The following is an 18,480-nucleotide window of genomic DNA, read 5'->3' as shown; positions in this document are numbered from 1 at the left end:
CGTGCCGGCGCGCCGCCACGGCCTGCCTCTGTTCACTCGATCACGCCGGTCAACGCGGGATGCCTGTCCTTTCCAGCGCGTCCGCCATCGTGCCGCGCAGGCTTGCGTCGGTGAACGGAAACGCCTTGAAGAAACGATCGACAGACGCACCCGGCCTGCGGGCACTGGCATGACCCGCCCAGTAGGCCGCCGCGCCTTCATTTCCGTCGAGCTGGTGCGCCATGGCGGCGATCAGGCCGATCAGGTAGTGCGCGCCGGGCGCGCGTGCCGCCTGATCCGCCCAGCTTGCCGCCGCCGCGGTGTCCCCCTCTATCAAGTGGGCAAAGGCGCGCGTGGCCTGCATCGCGTACTGGAACGGATCGAGCGGGCTGAGCTGGAGCGCGGTGTCGATATCGCGCCGGGCGTCTTGGCTGCGCCCGGCCATCGCCGCCGACCACCCGCGCGCGTAATGGCCGTGCGCAAAGCTGGGGCTGTAGTCCACGGCCCGGTCGAGCCAACCGCGCCCGTGCTCGGGATCGCCCTCAAGCCAGTAGGACCGCGCGAGCGTGAAGTTGCCGAACGGGTCCAGCGGATCGAGCTCGACGCTGTGCTCGGCAAAACGGCGGGCATCGGCGACCTGTGCCGCCCTGTCCGCGGTGTAGTTCAGAAACGCGTTCTGAAAGCTGGTAAAGGATCGCGCGGCCTGCACACGCGCGAAACCGGGCTCAAGCGCGGCGGCGCGCGCCAGATACGCCGCGGCACGTTCGTTGTCGGCCTTGTTGAAGCGGTACATGTGCTGAAGGCCGATATGATACAGCCCCCAGGCGTCGAGGTGCTTCGGCGCGCGCAGGCGGGCCGCCTCTGCCTCGTGCATCGGAATGTGCAGGTCCATGGCCGTCACGACGTGGCCGGTGATGGTGGCGCGCATTTCATGAACATCGTCGAACACGCCGGTGATACGGTCACACCAAACGACGCTCTTGCTGCAGGTATCGGTGAGCTCCACGGTGATCGCGATATCGCGCTCGAACATCTCGATGACGCCGGACAGGCAATAATTGGCGCCGAGCGCGGCCCTCACGGTGGCCGGATCCGTGGGATCGTCCCGGAACCGGAAACACGAGCCGCGGGCGAAAACCTTCAACCAGCGCAGCCGCGACAGCGAGCTGATGAGTTCCGCCGGGATCGCATCGGCGATCGCCGCGCAGCTTCTTGACGGGCCGACGAGGTGGAAAGGCAGGATCGCGATCGACGGCCGCCCCGCCGCGCCGCGCCCGGCCATCAATGGCGCGGTATCCTCGGCCGGCTTGGGGGCATGGGCAATCATCCGGACGGGCGCGACGAAACGGTATCCGCGGCCGCGCAATGTCTTGACCACATTCTGGCGCCTGCCGTCGTCCCCCATTGCACGGCGCAATTCCTTGATCGCCGTCGAAATCGCGTCGTCCGAGATGAAGCGGCCATCCCATACCGCCTCGACGAGGGTCTCCTTGGGCACCACGCGGTCACGGTTCTCCACAAGGCAACGGAGCAACGAGAAAACGCGCGGTTCCAGCGCGACATCCGCCCCGCCCCGGCGCAACGATGCGAGCGCCGTATCGAGTTCGAGGTCGTGGAACCTGTAGATCATGGGGGAATTTACCAAATCCGACGGATATCACCAAGTAATCCTCAGCCAGTCCACAAGTTGCGCGGCGCGTACCGTGCGACCCTGTGCAGGCGCGGGCCGGGTGGTCCCGCGGACGAGAGAACAAGAGCCGAGGACACCGGACACGACCTCGGGAACGGGAGGAAAGCACAATGGCAAACTGGCATATCGAAGGCCAATACATGGAAACCTGCAACTGCGATTTCCTGTGCCCCTGCATCACGTCCAACCTGACCGCGATGCCGACGGAGGGGAATTGCAAGGCCGCCATCGCCATGCGGATCGACAACGGCGAGAAGGACGGGATTTCGCTCGACGGCATATCCTTCATCGTCCTGCTGCACGCGCCGGGAGCCATGGCCGATGGCGGCATCAAGGTCGGCCTGATTGTCGACCAAGCCGCCGACGACGAACAGACCGCAGCGATCGGTGACATCGCCACCGGCGCCGCGGGTGGCCCGATGGAGGCGCTCGGCCCTCTTGTCGGCGAAATGGCCGGCATCGAGAAGCGGCCGATCACCTTCGTGTCCGACGGGTCGCGCTTCACGGTCACCGCCGGGGAGCTTGTCGACCAGGAAATCGAAGCCGTCACAAGCGCCGTGCCGGGCGGCGGGCCGGTCACGATCTCGAATGTGCCCCACCCGGTGAACTCGGATCTGGCCCTCGCCCACGCGACGAAGAGCCGGTTCAACGCCTTCGGCATCGAATGGGATGACGCCAGCGGATCTCGGAACGGGCATTTCGCGCCGTTTGCCTGGTCGGCGTGACCTGACCGCCGTGACACTGACCGCAAGGACAAGGCCGGCCCATGACCGCGCTTGAATACGCCCTGAAACGGGACCGGCTGATCGTGGTGGCCGGCCTGAGCGCCGTGGTGGCCCTTTCGGCCGTCTACACGGTGACCGGGATCGGCATGAACATGTCGGCCGTCGGCATGACGCGGATGGCAATCGAGATGCCCGGCATGGCGATGGCCCCCGCTGAATGGACGGGCGGCTATGCGCTCATGATGTTCCTGATGTGGTGGATCATGATGGTCGCCATGATGGTGCCGAGCGCAGCGCCCGCCGTCCTGTTTTACGCAAACCTCGCCCGCAAGGGCAAAAGGTCAGCGGCCCCCTACGGCCCGGCGGCAGCGTTCCTTTGTGGTTACCTTATCGCGTGGGCGGGTTTCAGTCTCGGGGCGACGGTCCTGCAATGGGGCCTCGTTCAGGCCGGGGCCATCAGCGGCATGATGCAACTCGTCCACGGGCCGGCGAGCGCGGCGCTTCTGGTTGTGGCGGGCCTTTACCAGCTCTCGCCACTCAAGCAGGCCTGCCTGCGGCACTGCCAGCATCCGCTGGTGTTTCTCATGCACAACTGGCGGCCCGGTGCCTCCGGCGCCTTGCGGATGGGGATGCGCCATGGCTGGTTCTGCCTTGGCTGTTGCTGGGTCTTGATGGCGCTGCTGTTCGTTGGCGGGGTGATGAACCTCTTCTGGATCGCCGGGCTCGCCCTGTTCGTCGGCCTCGAAAAAATCGCAGCAGGCCGGCCGTGGGTCACGAGGATTTCTGCCGGCGCGCTTGTCGCGGCGGGCGCCGGGCTCTGGATACTTGGCCCACAGTCGCCGCCAAGTCCCTGAAACGGCCGATTCTCGCCGGCGGCTAGCTGGCCGCTGCGAGGATTTCCATGCCCATTTCCTCGGTCATCTCGACGGGGTTGCCCTTGGCGGAGGGGTCCAGCAGGGCCATGGCGGCCACCCGGCGGCGATCGACGGGCTCCACGCCGATGTCGGACAGCCGCCTCGGCACCCCCAGCTCGGCCGTGAGCCCCTCGATCCATGCGGGCACGTCCTCTGCCTGTCCGCCAAGTCCGAGCCGCGACGAAAGCAGCGCCATGCGCGGCTCGATCGCCGGCCAGTTCTGGCGCAGGACATGCGGCAGGAGGATGGCATTCAGCACGCCGTGATGCGCGTCATGCAGGGCCCCGAGGGGGTGAGACAGCGCATGGACCGCGCCCAGCCCCTTTTGCAGGGCTACACATGCCATGCCTGACGCCGCCAGCATCTCGCCGCGGGCCGCGACATCTGACGGGTCATGGTGAACCCGCGGCAGCGCTTCACGGATCATCGACATGGCCTGCACGGCCAATCCGTCGGCCATCGGATGATAGCTTGGCGCGCACCATGCCTCCAGCGCGTGACTGAGCGCATCCATGCCCGTCCCGGCCGTCAGCATCGGTGGCAACCCCACGGTCAGCTCGGGATCCATGATCACGACCCGCGGCAGCATGTCGGGGTGGAAGACGATCACCTTGCGCGCGACCTGCGTGTCGGAAATGACGGAGGCACGGCCAAGTTCCGAACCGGTGCCCGCCGTTGTCGGGATGGCCACGACGGGCCGGATCGCCCCGGCATCGGCGCGGCGCCAGTTATCCCCTATGTCCTCGAAATCCCATATCGGGCGGGTCTGGCCGGCCATCAGGGCGACGGCCTTGCCCGCGTCCAGCGCAGAGCCCCCGCCAAGCGCGATGACGGCATCGTGCCCGCCGGCGAGAAATGCCTCGACCCCCGCCGCGACATTCTCGCCCGTCGGATTCGGTTGGACATCGGTGAAAAGCCCGGCGGCTATGCCAGCCTCCCCGAGCGCGCGGGTAAGGGCATGGCGCATGGGATGGTCGGCCAGCCCGCCATCGGTGACCAGCAGCGGGGCCGCGGCCCCAGTCGCACGGACAGCGTCGGCGATCTGCGCGGCCCGGCCGGCCCCGAACCATACGGTCGTCGGAAAGCCCCACGTTCCCTGGCTGGTCTCTTGCGTCATTTTCGCACCTCTTCTGAATATCCTCGCGGGTCGAAGCTGTCCTTCGGCGGCGCAAGCGGGGGATAGCATTGTTCCACCAGCTTGCCGATCCGGAGAACCTGCCGGTCCGCGAACCGGGGCCCCACGATCTGCAGCCCCACCGGCAGTCCGCCGGCGGTGCCGACAGGCACCGACAGCGCCGGGCACGGCCCGACCAGATTGAACGGGCAGGTCATGTCCAGCCCCCGGTAACGCCCGTCCGGTTCCGAGTGGTCGAAATCGGAATCGGTTTCGTCGTGCCGCGGCGCCATGACCGCGCATGTTGGCGTGAGCAGCGCATCATAGCGCCCGAATATCCCGGCAAGATCGCGCCAAAGTCGGTGGCGCAGCGCCTCCAGCCGGGGTACGTCGACACCGCGGCAGTCCAGCCCGGCCTCCATCAGCGCAACGACCTGCGGGTCCATCCGGTCGCGGTGGGTTCGCAGGGCATCGCCCCACGACGCGGCAAGCGTCACGCCCCACAACCTGAGCCAGGTGTCGTTGACCTCGCGGCTCCAGCCGAGGTCGACGGTTTCCACCACCGCGCCGGCGTCTCTCAGGCGTTGGGCCGCCTCGGTCACGCGCCCGGCGACCTCCGGCTCCACCCGGTAGTAACCGAGATCCGGCGACAGCGCCAGACGCGGCGCACGCGCCGGGTCGATCCGGCCAATGGCTTCCGGCGCGGGTTGCGACAGGATATCGGACGCGTCCGCCCCTTGCGTGACGGACAGGAACGACGCGGCATCGTCCACGCAGCTTGCCAGCGGTCCGAAATGCGACAGGATGTCGGGACCAAGCGGCAGGATGTCCATGGGGATGCGGCCGAGGCTGGGCTTCAGACCGACGACACCGCTGAACGCCGCGGGGATTCGGACCGAGCCGCCCATGTCCGTGCCCTCGGCAATCGGCACGCAGCCCGTCGCCACGGCCACCGCCGCCCCGCCCGACGAGCCGCCCGGGGTGCGTTCGGGGTCGTAAGGGTTGCGCGTCACCCCCCAGCGGGGGCTGTGGGTGAAACTCGAATAGGCGAATTCCGGGGTGGTCGTCTTGCCGATCAGAACCGCTCCCGCCGTCTTGAGACGACGCACATAGACGGGATCGGTATCCGGCACCTGCACGCCGGTGCTCCACGAGCCGCGGGTCGTCAGATGCCCGGCCGTGGGGGTGAAATCCTTGGACGCGAACGGCACGCCAAGCAGCGGCAGGCCGCTGACACCGCCACTGGCGATACGCCGGTCGAGCCTGTGCGCCGCCTCCATCGCGCCCTCCCGGTCGATGACGGTAAAGGCATTCAAGGGCGCGATCGCCTCCGCCCTGTCCAGCGCGGCACCGACCACGTCCACGACGCGAAGCTGCCCGGCTGACACCGCCCGGGCGATGGCGGCGGCATCGCGTGGCACCGGCCCGGTCATTCCGACCCCGCGACCGGTGCGGCGCGGCGCGCGGCGGCACGGCGCCGGAACACGTCAGCCACCCCGAGCAGGACAAGCGCCGGAACGAAGGTGACGGTCGCCAGGGCCGGGTAGACCGGGGATGAGCCCACCGCGATCCCGCTGAAGACGAAGGTCGGCAGCGTCCGCGCCGTGCCGGCGAGGCTGTAGGTGACGTAGAAATTTCCCCATGACAGCAGGAACGCAAAGATCGCGGCGGCAAAGACGCCCGGCCAGATGAGCGGCAGCGTGACCTCGCGGAAAACCTGCACGGCGTTCGCCCCGGCATCGCGCGCCGCGTCCTCCAGCGTGTCGTCGAACCCGTGCACCTGCACCGCGATGATGATCAGGGCAAACGGGGTGATGTAGACAACGTGCCCGACCACCGCCGTCCAAAGTGACGGGGAAAAATCGTACATGTTGCCCAGCACCGAGAACCAAAGCAGCATGACGACGCCGAGCAGCAGCTGCGGGAACAGCAGCGGCGCGAAGGTGAGCGCCTGAAACGCCCGCTGGAACCTGAAGCGCCACCGTATCCACGCGATCGCGCCGCCCGTACCCAGCGCCGTCGCGAACACCGTCGAGACCGTCGCCAGAAGCGCGGAGTTCTTGAGCGCGGGCCAGAAGTCGTTGTTTGCGAAGAGCTCGCCGTACCAGCGCAGCGAGAACGACTCGATCGGGAAGCTCAGGAACCGGCTCTCGGAAAAGGAAAACAGGACAAGCGTCGCGATGGGGGTATAGAAGAACACCAGCACCGCCACGACGCTGCCGTAAAGGACGGCATTGACCGCCCGTCTTTCAGCACGATCCGGTATCATTGTCCGGCCCTCCCAGGCGTTTTCTGCGCCCGCAGCAGCGCGCTCACCGCCACGGCAAGGGTGAGTGCCCCGATCACGATCACCACGAGTGTCAGCGCGGCGCCGAGCGGCCAGTTCACGCGCGTCTCGAATGTCTGGCGGATCAGTTCGGCGGCCATCGGCGACGTGCCCCCGCCCATCACCTTGGGCTCGAGGAACACGCCGAGGCTGAGCACGAAGACCAGCACGCCGCCCGCGATGATGCCCGGGCGGCTGAGCGGCAGCGTGACCTCCCAGAAGGTGCGCAGCCGCGATGCGCCCGCATCATAGGATGCCAGCATCAGATCCCGGTCGATGCGCGCCAGGGACAGGTAGATCGTGAAGATCGTGTAGGGCAAAAGGTTGTAGACCATGCCGATAAGCGTCGCCGTCGGCGTGAACAGGATATCCGTGGCCGCCGTGCCAAGCCCGATACCCTGCAGCATACCGTTCATGACGCCAGAACGGTCGAGGAACAGCACCCAGCCAAACGTCTTGAGCACGGCATCGGTGAGAAAGGCGAAGACGATGAGAATCTTGACGTGGTTCTCGACCGTGCGCAGGCGGTGCACGAGGGCATAGGCCACGGGCAGGCTGATCAGGATGCAAAGGGCCACGCAGCTCAGCGCCATGCCGAGCGTGCGCAGCATGATCGACCAGTAATGCCAGTGCGAGAACACGTCGCGCCACGTTTCCAGGTCCCAGGTCCAGACCAGCCGGTAATACTGGGTGCCCTGGAAACTCAGCAACGCCGTCATCCCCAGCGGAACCAGAAAGAACACCACCATGAGGACCGTCAGCGGCACCGTGGCGATCAGCAGGCCGCTATCCGTGAGTGGTTTGGGCTTGACCTCCATGGTTCAGCTCCGCTTGAGGACGAAACCGTCCGCGGTATCGAACACCAGCGATACCGTATCGCCCACATCCGCGGGTGGCCGGGCGGTTCCCAGGATCTCGGCGATGACCGGCTCGTCTTGGCCCTGCGCGATGACCCTGTACTGGATCGACGCGCCCTTGATGAAAAACTCCTCGACCCGGCCGGCGATCACGCAGGTTCCCGCGGCGGGGGGCGTGTCGCCGGGGTGGAGGCGTATCATCTCGGGGCGGACCATCAGCGCCGCACCGTCGTCGCTGACCGTTTCGCAGACCTGACCGGGGCCAAGCACGGGCTGGTCGCACTTGATTGCCTCGTGACGGAACGTGCGCCGGTCCGGCGGGCCCGAGAGCTCCACGTCGAAGAGGTTCGTCTCGCCTATGAAGCCCGCCACGAAATCGTCGGCGGGCCGGTAATAGATGTCGGTGGGGCTGCCAGTCTGCAGAATGCGGCCGCCGCGCATCACGCAGATGCGGTCGGCCAGCATCATCGCCTCTTCAAGGTCGTGCGTGACGTGCACGAAGCTGGTGCCGACCGTTCTGTGAAGGTGCTTGATCTCGGTCTGCAGCGCCTTGCGCAGCTTCACGTCCAGCGCGCTGAGTGGTTCGTCGAGAAGAAGCACGCTGGGATTGGAGATCATCGACCGCGCCAGCGCCACGCGCTGCTGCTCGCCACCCGACAGCTGGGCGGGAAAGCGGTCGAGATACGCTTCCGGCAGATGCATGAGGTCCATCATCTCCGACACGCGCCGCCGCGTCGTCGCCGCGTCGGTCCTGGCCAGCTTGAGCGGAAAGGCGATGTTCTGCCGAACGGTGCGATGCGGAAAGAGCGCGAGCTTTTGAAAGACCATGCGCGTGGGGCGGGCGGACGGCGGCACGCCAACCACGTCGCGGCCCTGTATCTGCAAGCTGCCGCGCGTGGGGTGCTCGAAGCCCGCGAGGATCTTGAGCAACGAGGTCTTGCCGCAGCCGGACGGGCCGACAAGTGCCACGAACTCCCCGTCCCTGACCTGAAGCGCTATGTCGTAAAGAGCCTGGAAGCTGTTGTACAGCTTGTCGATGTTCCGGGCATCGATGATCGGGGCCTCGGTTTGCACTGTCGGAATCCTCGGCATTTTGGCTTGTTGTAGAGGGGCATCCCGCCCGGACAGTCCGGGCGGGACGATCGCGGCTCAGTCCGCGGCGGCGAGCTCTTCCTGGAAGATCGCCAGCATCTCGTCGACATTCGGAGCGATGCTGTGGAAGTGGCTCTTGTCCCAGGCTTCCCACATGTAATCCATCTGCAGCACTTCCTTCTGCCGGTCGGTGAAGCGGTTCTCGGCATCCTGGCTGGGGACCAGGTTGCAGGTCGCCTCCGTCCAGGCCAGCTCGACGGCCACCTCGGGCGAGACGACGTGCCGGACAAGCTCCTTGGCGAGTTCGGGATTGTCCGAGCCCTTCAGCATGCCGGTGGCCTCCATCCAGATGATGCCCTGGTTCAGGCCGTCCTTGGGCTCGGGCACGATCGACATGATGTGGTCGTTGCCGTCCTTGCGCAGAGCCGAGGTGCAATAGGTGCCCCCCCCGATAAGGGCGCGGAAACTGCCATCCATCAATCCCTTCTGTGCAACGGACAGGTCGGCCACCAGCGCGCGCGTGTTCTTGAAAAGGGCGCGCAACACCTTGCGGATCTCGCGCAGCTCGGCGTCATCGAGTTCCTTGTAGGGGTTGATGCCGGCGTGCAGGGCCATCGGCATGATCGGCCAGTCACCCCAGTCGAGAACGCAGATCTTGTCCTTGTAGGCGGGATCGAAGCAGGGGTCGTAGCTCGACCATGTCTCCAGCGAGTCGAACTCGGTGTTGACCGTGGGTCCAACCCAGCCCCAACGGCTGGGCAGGCCGGTCGCCTTGCCATCGTGACGCAGCGGCTCGAACGGTGCACGGAACTGCGGGTAGAAGCTCTCGTAGACGTCGGCGAACTCTTCCTCGTCGATGTACTCGCAGATGCCGGCCGGGCCCATCCGCGCGATCCAAGGGCTGTCGCTGGCGACCACGTCGAAATCCCGGTAACCGCCGGCGGCGAGCTTGGCGAACCCGCCCGCGCTGTCGGTAATGAGGTCGATGGACACGTTCGCGTCGTGCGCCGCCTCGAACGGATCTATGATGCTGGGCTTGTCATATCCTTCCCAGCACATGAAGCGCATGGATGTCGCGGCTTGGGCCGGAAACGCCCCGAGCCCGCCGGTGGCGGCGCCGAGCGCGGTGGCCGCACCGCCCTTGAGGACGCTGCGGCGTGTCGGGGTGTTGAAACGGGTTCTGGATGTCATTGCTGGTCTCCCTGTGTGGTTGGTGGGTTTGGCCGCCCCGGTCAGGCGACCTCGATGTAGCGTCCGATCTCCCACGGGCTGACGTGGGACTCGTAATCGGCCACCTCGAAGCCGCGCATCTCGACGAAAGTGTTCACGAAGGTGTCGCCGAAGATCTCGCGCGCCGCTTTCGACGCGTTCAGACGCGCTGCCGCCTCCGACAGCGTGCGTGGGAATGACATGCCGTCAGGCGGCGGGGCCGCGTAGCAATCCCCCGCGGCCGGCTCGGGCGGTGTCACGGCGTTCTCGACGCCCCAGAGCCCCGCGCCGATGAACATGGCCAGCGCGGCATAGGGGTTCGTGTCCGCCGCGGGCACGCGGAATTCAAGCCGCGTGGCCTGCGGGGTATCGTTGATGACGCGCAACGCCGCGGTGCGGTTCTGGATACCCCAGCTGGAATGCACCGGCGCCCATGCCCCGGGCACGAGGCGCTTGTAGGCGTTGACCGTGTGACTGCACAGCGCCAGCAGCTCGGGCATGAGCGCGACCACGCCACCGATGAAATGCCGGGCCGTGCGGCTCAGCCCGTCGGGCGCCCCTGCATCGGCAAAGGCCGGTTCGCCGTCCGACAGGTTGCGCAGCGACAGGTGCAGATGGCCCGACTGGCCCGAGAAACCCGGGTCCAGCTTGGCCATGAAGGTCGCCATCAGGTGACGACGCATGAAGAACGCCTTGGCGAAGTTCTTGAAAAGCGCCGCGTCATCCGCGGCCCTGATCCCCTCGGCGTGTTTGAGCGGCGCCTCGAAGCAGCCCGGACCAAGTTCCGTGTGCACGGAGTCAAGCTCGATCCCCATACGCTGCATCACGGCCTCGAAATCCTCGAGCAGCCCGTGGTGACACGCCTCGGTGAGCAGCGAATAGGTCCGGTTGCCCGGGGCGAAATGCGAAAAGCCCGCATAGTCCTTGTCACGCAGCGACGCCGGCGTTTCGTCGAGCACCATGAACTCGAATTCAAAGGCCGAGTGCACGCTGAACCCCGCCTGCCGGGCCCGCTCGATCATGTTGCGCGCCTGGTTGCGCGGGCTGCGCTCTCCGAACGGCGGGTCAAAGTCCGCGATGCACAGCGCGTCGTTTTCCGCAAACGGGTAATCGCGCCACGACACCGGGTCGATCGAGGTCGCCCTGTCGATGAACGCCCCCGTGGATTGCGGCGCTTCGGCGGTGTTCCAGTTGTAGAGCACGTCGCAGAACAATCCGCCCGCCTGTGCGAGATTGGCCGCCTTGTCGCCCTTTACCTTCTTGTGGCGAAATGTGCCGTCGGCATCGAAAATGCCGATATGGACGTGATCGGGGTCACTGGGTATGGTTTCGGTGCCGGCTGCGGTGTGTGCCTCGCCTTCGCTGCGCATTCGTGACTTCCGCCCTGTTTGGTCATAGCTTTGTCCGAAAGGTTAAGACAGCGCACAGCGTCGGGATATACCCCCAGAGTAGTAAGGCCGGATGAAACCACAGGACCGTACCGAGCGAACGTCATGCCACGCGGACACGCGGTTTGCGCAGTTCGCCGACGGCCTGGCCGAAGCCGTGCAACGCATCGGCGATGACGGCTTTCCCGCGGCGCTGGACGACGCCATACGCTGTCTTGTTCCCTTCGACAATTCGATGGTCTTTGCCTATGCACCCCGCAAGCAGCCGATCGGGGTTTGCACCGATCTTGCCAGCGACAGCGAAACCGCCATCATCGTGGACGCCTACATCCTCGGCCCGTACCTGCTGGACCCCTTCTACGAGGAGGTCCGGCGCGGCCGCCGCGCGGGGCTGGCCCATCTGGGGGATATCGCCCCCGACGAATTCACCGAGACCGAGTACTTCGAACGCCACTACCGCCGGACACGCATCACCGACGAAGTCGGGTTCTTCATGGGATTGTCCGATGACGTGACCGCCGTGCTGAGCATCACCCGGCGGCATGGCGGCAAGGGGTTCTCGCCCGCGGAGATTGCCACCCTTCGCGACATCTCCGGCGTGGTCTGCGCGCTTGGCCTGCGCCACTGGTCGGACCTGCCCCTGCGGTTTCTCGACGCCGGCGCACAGCCCCACGGCATTGCCGCGGGGCCGGTCGAGGAAGCGTTGCGGCATCTTCGCCGCGACACGCTGTCAGACCGGCAGGCCGAGATCGTCGAGTTCCTGCTGAAGGGACATTCCACGGCCTCGATCGCACTGCATCTCGATATCAGCGCCGAAACCGTCAAGGTGCATCGCAGGAACGCCTATGCAAAGCTCGGGATCTCGTCGCAGGCCGAACTGTTCTCGATCTTCATCGAGCAGCTGAGCAGCATGATCGGCGTGCGGGGCTGACGGGCCAAGACCCGTTTCCTGCCGTTTCGCCCCGCCCGGCGCGGGGGCCGCGCGCGCCGCAGCCCCGTCGCCGCGTCTTTGCACCCGGCTTTCGAGTGTCCGTTTGACATGCCAAGGATAGCTCTTTAGTCACCGAAAGCGATTGGCACACGCCCGGCTGTGCGTGCGCCGCGGCGACGCCAAGCTTGATTTTTCCCCGGATGGGGGTAATTGAATGATCGGAATGCACGAACTGGCCGGAACGATGGACGCCAACGATCTGTCTCACATTGCGAAGCTGCGGCTGCTGGTGACGTCGATGGAGGAGGATCTGGGCCTCGACAAGCTGAGCGGCGACGAACGCAGCCTGCTGTATGCCATGTCGGCACTGTCGTCCGATGGCGCCAACGAGCTGCGCAGCGACGATCTCAAGCGCCACCCCCTGTGCCGGAAACTGAGCCATCCCACGTTTTACCGCGCGCTGAGATCCCTGCTCGACAAGGAGCTTGTATCGCGCAGCGGCCCGCGCAAGACGGGCACCTACAGCCTGCAAATCCCGGGGCTCGACAAGATCGAGGGGTGAGCGGGGCGCGGCCGGATGGTGCCGCCGTTGTGTTCCGAACCGCGTTGCGTGACCCGAAACGCTTTTGCCATGCGCGCGGTATGGATGCCCGGGGCGCATGTTTGGCACCCGGCGTGTAAGAGGTGCGTGCGCCACGGCACGGCCGGATATCGGCACCCACGGGTTTTTGGATTCTTGTCATCAATGCGCTATTTTTCGTGCGAAGGCATTGTAATTACCTCTTTGATACTCTCAATACGAGAATGTAGAGCTTAGATTCTATCGCATTTGAACATGCCGGCCCTATTGGCGCAAACAGCACGCCGCCCCGGGGTTAGCGGCGGCCAGCAAGAGCGACGACAATTGATTAAGGCAACAGCATTTGCAAGCCTGGCCTATCTGGGCCTTTACGGCATCTGGTACATGCTCAACGGCACGGCGAGCGCGGAAGAGCTCAACAGTGGCGCCGTGACGACGGTCGTACCCTTTTTCCCGCACGGGGTGAAGCTGATCGCGGCATGGCTGCTAAGCTGGCGGTCCATTCCCGCCCTGCTGCCCGCGGCGCTCGTTCATGCAGGGTCTCTCTGGCACGTGTTCGATTTCAGCATTGCGGAAATGCTCGTCTTTGCCATTGTATCAGCCTCCGCCGCCTACCTCGCGTTCGAGACGTTCCGCGCCACGCAGCTTGACCTTTATGCCGACGCGGGGATGGACATCCACTGGCGGCGCCTGCTGCTGGTGGGTATCGTGGCGTCGCTCTACAACAGCATCGGCATCGTTCTGGTCGGCGACTCCGCCATGAATCTCGAGAACGAGGTAGTGCTGGTGCTGAATTTCGTGACGGCCGACCTGTTGGGGCTGGTTCTGGTGCTGCTGGGCCTCTGGGTGGTGCTCAAGAAGATCTAGCCAGGACCACGAGCGCGGACATCCCCGCCCGCATGTTGCCTTCTTGAGACGATGGCCCCCGCGCCGGGGCCACTTTCCTGCCATGATTCCGGCCGTCATGCCCCGCGCCACGCGCCGCCGGCGCGGCCGCAGGAGCCGTATTTGGAAACAATACTTTGAATTAAGGTGGCTCTGTTCACGAAACATGGGCCAGTGTGGCACAAAAGGGGTAAGAATTGGGCAACTTTCGGTTTTGCGGCTAATACTTAATGGTTACTATCAAATTGAGAATCGGGGTCGCCAACTTTGCGGAGCCGCGCCGGACACGGCGACCCTCGTCCGGCGCCCAAGATCCCGCTTTTGGGATATTTAACATTGGAGATTGAAATGAACCTCAAACTTGGACTCAGCGCCGCCGCCCTGGCCACCGCATTCGCCGGTCCGGCGATGTCGGCAGAAACCGTGAATATTGAAGTGACAGTCGAAGACATTGCCATGCTCGAGGTTGAAAAGCCGACCGGTACCATGACGCTTGACGTCAACAGTCCGGCTTCTTCAATGGGATTTTCCAACCCCGCCAACGTTTGCGGCGCCACAAATCTTGCGCGAGTGCGTCTGAACACCAACCACGACATCGACTATCTTCAGATGGAATTCCCACGAGTCCGCAATATTCGGCTTGATCCCGATGTGCCCGGTTCAAACTGGCCCAACGAAATCGACGACCGGTCGCTCTATGAGTGGTTCGGCCGTGCCGAGAATGGCAATAACACGATCTTGGGCGTTTATCCATTTGCTGCCCAAGATGACGGCAGCACGTGTTATGTAGGCTGGCACAACGAACATAATGGCTACTCCATTTCCAGCAACACGAACGGTGTCTGGCAGGTGGGGAAGAACTTCAGCTCGAGCAGCGCCGGTACAGAGTTCACGAACGGTACACATGTTGTCGAGTTTGGCGTCTCAACAGATTGGGATGACACGCGTATCGACCAAGATGTGTTTGCTGAACCCGGTGTCTACACCTTCGCGATGCAGGCAACCATCGTTCCGAGTCCCTAACCCCGTATGCAGGCGGCCGCAAGGCCAGTTAAGGTGGTTAGTTATGCGCAGGCGGCAGCTAATTGCCGCCTGTGTCTCCGGGAGGATATATGCTGCGTTTCGCCCTTCTGAGTCAGTTAAGCCTATTTTGCCTGGCCGCGGAAACCGTTGTTGCGCAGGATATGGTCGCCATCGACGTAACCGTCGAGGAAATCGCGATCCTGGAAGTGCGCGAGAACGAGGGCGCGATGCGGATCGACGATTCCAGCCTGACCTTCATGGGCAATCCCTCGTCGGAGGGTAGCGTGTTCAACACGGCCGATGGCGACCATGCCGGTATCGCGCTGCGCACCAACACCTGCCTCGATTTCGTGGTGCTGGAATTCCCCCGCGCCACCGGGTTCCGGGGCGCACCGCCCGGCATCTATCTGGGCGCCGCGACAGGACAGGGCACCGGCAACACGCTGGGCGTCTGGCCCGAGGCCTATGTCGTCGACACGGCGACGGGCACGCTCGACACACCCGGCGGGGCGCATGACGGGTCGGATTCCGACCTGCTCGTGCGCGGACCCGACGGGACACAGGCCGAGTTCTGCAACGGCGTTCACGAGATCGCCCTCGGCGTGCGCACCGGATGGGACCTGACGCTGCAATCCGAGCAGCCGCTGGCGCCGCCCGATACCTACCTCATTCCGATGACCGGCACGCTGGTGCCGTGAACACCTGATTTAAAGATTTTTACAAGGGGTCTATCATGCGCATTCTTTCAGGACTTGCCGTTGCCAGCCTCTCCGCCACGCAAGCCGGCGCCGTGGAGCACGTCAACATAGACGTGGTGGTACAGGAAATCGCCGTCATCTCCGTCGTAGAGGACAGCGCATCGACCACGGTCACCGACAGCTCGCCGACCTATGCGGGAGACCCCAGCCCTGTCGCGAACACCGACGACATGGCGCACCTGGAACTGATGACCAACTACTGCGTGGACGGGGTGGAGTTCGAGTTCGACACTGTCTCGAATATCCGTCCCGACCCCGGGGCGTTCTACGGCCAGGCGGTCGGGCAAAGCACGGGCAACACCCTGGGAACCCTGCCCTTCGTGCGCTACGCATCCGGCGTGGCGACCTTTGGCAACTTCCTGACCCTGAATGGATCGCCCGTGGACGCGCCTTTGACCGTGTCCGGAACAACGGGCGGATTTTGCGGCGGCGTGCACGACATCTACATCGGCCTCGTGACACGGTGGGATTTCACCCTGCCCGGAGAGCCCCATTTCGCCGCCCCCGACACGTATACGATCCCCATCACGGCCACCCTGAGCCCTTAAGATGCACGTAATGACGAGAACGGTCGGCCGACGCTGTCTGAGACTGTTGCTGGCTGGCGTCATCGCGGTCTGCGCCGCCCCGGCCGCCGTACAGGCACAGGACCCCGCCGGAGAGAACGGCGCCAAGCCTGACGTGCAGGTCGAGGTGCAGGTCCAGCTGACGGCGCAGTTGAAGGTGCTCACCCCGTCCGGCGGCGGGCAGCTCTCGACCGGCGGAACGGGTTTCGTGGGCGATCCGTCCCCCAGCGGCCCGACCGACAACATGGGCCGCATCCGGCTTTTCACCGATCACTGCGTCGGCGGCGTGGCGTTCGATTTCCCGAAGCTCGGCGGAATAAGGCCAAGCCCCGGCGCGTGGTACGGTGCGGCGACCGGCCGGAACAAGGGGCACACGCTGGGCGTGCAGCCCTTCGTGCGCCATGCCCGGGGCGTTCAGAGCTACGGCAGCCTGTCGGCCATGAACGGGGCGGCGAATGACCGGCCGCTCTTCGTGCCCGGGCCCGGCGCGGGATTCTGCAACGGTGCGCACGATTTTTTCATCGGTCTCGCCACCCGGTGGGACCTGACCCTGCCGGGACAGCCGCGTTTTGCCGAGCCTGACACTTACAGGATACCGGTGACGGCGGTGATCGTCCCGTGACGGCAAACCCTACGACGCATCCCCGACCCAAGCGAAAGAAGGATCGAGAAAATTGATCGCCCGTATCGCCACGCTGGCCAGCACTGTTCTGATCTTCCTCGTCACGCTCGGCGCGGCCCTGCCCGCGGCGGCGCAGCAGAACCTGTCCGTCCGGCCGATGAAGGTCGAGGCCGACATCCCAGCCAACCGCAACGCCCGTGTGGTTCTGCGGGTCAACAACCGCCACCCCACGCGCACCGAGCCGCTGAACCTGTCGGTGGTCGACCTGACACAAGCCCCTGACGGCTCGCTCCGGATCGTGCGTGACGAGATGCGCGCCGAGATGGACCCGGAGAGCTTGCGCGCCTCCAGCCGTGACTGGGTGGAACTGCCGGCGGAGCGGATCGAGGTTCCGCCCGAGACGACGACGGAGATCCCCGTGCTGTGGCGGGTGCCCCCGGATGCGCGCGGCGCCTATGCCTCGGCGGTGATGATCCGGACCGACGCGCCGCCCATGCCCGAGGGCGAGGAAGGCGAGCAATCGGCGGTGTTTGCCATCAGCTTCGGCTTTCTCATTCCGTTGATCACCGAGATCGAGGGCCGCCCCGTCCGGCAGGACATTTCCATCGCCGGTCTTTCGATGACCCGGGACGACGGCAAGAACGAGGCCGGCGAAGAGGTGCGTGAACCGACAACGCGCGTGACCATGGAGATCGTGAATGACGGCCGCACGTATTCCAGTCTAGACGGCGAGATCGCCGTCGAGCGGCGCAGCGGCGAGCACTGGCGGACCGTCACGCGCGGCGATCTTGCCGACAAGGACATCCTCCCGGGCCTGACGCTGAAGCTGTCCAGCGATCTGGGCCGCCGCCTGCCATCGGGCCAGTACCGGCTTCTGGGAAATCTCGAAGTGGATGGCCGCAGGCTCCCCCGCTTCGAGCGCGTGATCGATTTCGAGGGCGACCCCGAGATCGACGAGGTGGCCTACGACACCACGCTGACACTGTCGCCACCGCGCCTGAGCCTGACGGCCCTGCCGGGCGCCACGCGCACCGGCACCGTCGAGATCGGCAACCCCGGCGCGGAACCCCTTGAGGTTTCGGTGAAGATCGAGACCCCCAAAAGCCTGCGCGGCATGGCAATGGGCGACCTGATGGGAGAGCAGCTTTCAGCGGCGGGTTGGACAATGCTGCGGCCGGCCAAGCTGACCTTGCGGCCGGGCCAGAAACGCAACATCCGCGTCATCAGCCGCATGCCGCGCGAGGCCCGGCAATTGCCGAACTACTACGCCGATATCCGGCTCGAGGGGAAATACATGTCCGGTCAGAGCGCGGGCGAAACACGCTCGCGGCTGCATGTGCGCCACGAACAGGTCGAAAACAGCGTTGACGCCGTCATCGACAGCATGTCGGTATCGCGGGGGGATACGCCCGCATCCTACATCCTGCAATCACGGCTGGTGAATACCGGGACCGTGGACATCGCGCCCGTCCTGCGCGGCGAACTGCTCATCCCGGATATCGGGCAGCGCGTCAAGGGCTGGCGTCTCGGTGGCACGGACGAGGCCGTGCTCCCACTGGGCACACGGAACTACGCGGGCACGGTCGACCTTGGCCCGGTCGAGGCGGGCGAATACGTCCTCCGCGTTCTTGCCGAGCAAGACGGTGCGCGGATTTCCGAGCGCACGCTGCGGGTCAGGATCGAGGCCATGGAAGACAACGAGGATGGTCAAGAACGGAAGAGGCTGACAATTCTGAACGACGGATGACCCCGGTGGCCGTGGTATTCCCGTACGGCCGTTTGCAACGGGTTTCCCAGATATGGACATTTTTGCACCACACT

18 protein-coding genes are annotated in these 18,480 nt (G+C 65.2%); 10 read left to right on the top strand and 8 right to left on the bottom strand.

Annotated elements, in window-relative coordinates; genetic code table 11:
• Positions 1-49 precede the first annotated feature (49 nt).
• Positions 50-1,609 carry a winged helix-turn-helix domain-containing protein gene (locus ACH13J_RS13005; RefSeq protein WP_397543771.1) on the bottom strand — a complete coding sequence of 520 codons (1,560 nt, stop codon included), beginning with the start codon at positions 1,607-1,609 and terminating at the stop codon, positions 50-52.
• Positions 1,610-1,779: 170 nt separating this feature from the next.
• Between ACH13J_RS13005 and ACH13J_RS13000 the strand changes: the two genes are divergently transcribed.
• Both ACH13J_RS13000 and ACH13J_RS12995 read left to right on the top strand, forming a co-directional pair.
• The gene (locus ACH13J_RS13000) at positions 1,780-2,394 is read left to right on the top strand and encodes a DUF1326 domain-containing protein (protein ID WP_397543770.1); all 615 of its coding nucleotides are present in this window, start codon (positions 1,780-1,782) and stop codon (positions 2,392-2,394) included.
• 41 nt (positions 2,395-2,435) lie between these two features.
• Positions 2,436-3,248 (top strand): DUF2182 domain-containing protein, encoded by an 813-nt coding sequence (locus ACH13J_RS12995; RefSeq protein WP_397543769.1) that lies wholly within the window; start codon positions 2,436-2,438, stop codon positions 3,246-3,248.
• A gap of 22 nt (positions 3,249-3,270) precedes the next feature.
• On the opposite strand, the gene ACH13J_RS12990 is transcribed toward ACH13J_RS12995, so the two are convergent.
• From ACH13J_RS12990 to ACH13J_RS12960, 7 genes are all read right to left on the bottom strand, one after another.
• On the bottom strand, positions 3,271-4,425 hold the full coding sequence (locus ACH13J_RS12990; protein WP_397543768.1) for an iron-containing alcohol dehydrogenase: 1,155 nt from the start codon (positions 4,423-4,425) through the stop codon (positions 3,271-3,273).
• Positions 4,422-5,855 carry an amidase family protein gene (locus ACH13J_RS12985; RefSeq protein ID WP_397543767.1) on the bottom strand — a complete coding sequence of 478 codons (1,434 nt, stop codon included), beginning with the start codon at positions 5,853-5,855 and terminating at the stop codon, positions 4,422-4,424. Before ACH13J_RS12985 ends, ACH13J_RS12990 begins: the two co-directional genes overlap by 4 nt.
• Positions 5,852-6,691, bottom strand: a complete 840-nt coding sequence (locus ACH13J_RS12980) for an ABC transporter permease subunit (protein WP_397543766.1) — start codon at positions 6,689-6,691, stop codon at positions 5,852-5,854. Before ACH13J_RS12980 ends, ACH13J_RS12985 begins: the two co-directional genes overlap by 4 nt.
• On the bottom strand, positions 6,688-7,566 hold the full coding sequence (locus tag ACH13J_RS12975; protein WP_397543765.1) for an ABC transporter permease subunit: 879 nt from the start codon (positions 7,564-7,566) through the stop codon (positions 6,688-6,690). The genes ACH13J_RS12980 and ACH13J_RS12975 overlap by 4 nt, the downstream gene beginning before the upstream one ends.
• 3 nt (positions 7,567-7,569) lie before the next feature.
• Entirely contained in the window at positions 7,570-8,679 is a 1,110-nt protein-coding gene (locus tag ACH13J_RS12970) for an ATP-binding cassette domain-containing protein (RefSeq protein ID WP_397543764.1), read from the bottom strand.
• 75 nt (positions 8,680-8,754) lie between these two features.
• Positions 8,755-9,888 carry an extracellular solute-binding protein gene (locus tag ACH13J_RS12965; protein WP_397543763.1) on the bottom strand — a complete coding sequence of 378 codons (1,134 nt, stop codon included), beginning with the start codon at positions 9,886-9,888 and terminating at the stop codon, positions 8,755-8,757.
• A 41-nt stretch (positions 9,889-9,929) separates the two neighbouring features.
• Positions 9,930-11,276 (bottom strand): glutamine synthetase family protein, encoded by a 1,347-nt coding sequence (locus tag ACH13J_RS12960; protein ID WP_397543762.1) that lies wholly within the window; start codon positions 11,274-11,276, stop codon positions 9,930-9,932.
• Positions 11,277-11,367: 91 nt separating this feature from the next.
• Between ACH13J_RS12960 and ACH13J_RS12955 the strand changes: the two genes are divergently transcribed.
• The 8 genes from ACH13J_RS12955 (at position 11,368) to ACH13J_RS12920 (ending at position 18,406) form a co-directional block, all read left to right on the top strand.
• Entirely contained in the window at positions 11,368-12,225 is an 858-nt protein-coding gene (locus tag ACH13J_RS12955) for a helix-turn-helix transcriptional regulator (RefSeq protein ID WP_397543761.1), read from the top strand.
• Between the two features lie 214 nt (positions 12,226-12,439).
• Complete coding sequence (locus ACH13J_RS12950) at positions 12,440-12,787, top strand: hypothetical protein (protein ID WP_397543760.1); 348 nt, start codon at positions 12,440-12,442, stop codon at positions 12,785-12,787.
• 342 nt (positions 12,788-13,129) lie between these two features.
• On the top strand, positions 13,130-13,672 hold the full coding sequence (locus ACH13J_RS12945) for a hypothetical protein (protein WP_397543759.1): 543 nt from the start codon (positions 13,130-13,132) through the stop codon (positions 13,670-13,672).
• A 366-nt stretch (positions 13,673-14,038) separates the two neighbouring features.
• Entirely contained in the window at positions 14,039-14,713 is a 675-nt protein-coding gene (locus tag ACH13J_RS12940) for a hypothetical protein (protein ID WP_397543758.1), read from the top strand.
• Between the two features lie 161 nt (positions 14,714-14,874).
• Positions 14,875-15,411 (top strand): hypothetical protein, encoded by a 537-nt coding sequence (locus tag ACH13J_RS12935; RefSeq protein ID WP_397543757.1) that lies wholly within the window; start codon positions 14,875-14,877, stop codon positions 15,409-15,411.
• A 35-nt stretch (positions 15,412-15,446) separates the two neighbouring features.
• Positions 15,447-16,019 carry a hypothetical protein gene (locus ACH13J_RS12930; protein ID WP_397543756.1) on the top strand — a complete coding sequence of 191 codons (573 nt, stop codon included), beginning with the start codon at positions 15,447-15,449 and terminating at the stop codon, positions 16,017-16,019.
• A gap of 10 nt (positions 16,020-16,029) precedes the next feature.
• Positions 16,030-16,659: a hypothetical protein gene (locus tag ACH13J_RS12925; RefSeq protein ID WP_397543755.1), complete on the top strand. Its 630-nt coding sequence runs from the start codon at positions 16,030-16,032 to the stop codon at positions 16,657-16,659.
• 52 nt (positions 16,660-16,711) lie between these two features.
• Positions 16,712-18,406, top strand: a complete 1,695-nt coding sequence (locus tag ACH13J_RS12920) for a hypothetical protein (protein ID WP_397543754.1) — start codon at positions 16,712-16,714, stop codon at positions 18,404-18,406.
• The last annotated feature ends 74 nt before the right edge of the window (positions 18,407-18,480 follow it).

Source organism: Roseovarius salis, from assembly GCF_044472985.1.
GTDB classification, from domain to species: domain Bacteria; phylum Pseudomonadota; class Alphaproteobacteria; order Rhodobacterales; family Rhodobacteraceae; genus Roseovarius; species Roseovarius salis.
The sequence above is the reverse complement of the archived record's forward strand: the minus strand, read 5'-3'. Positions and strand labels throughout refer to the sequence as shown.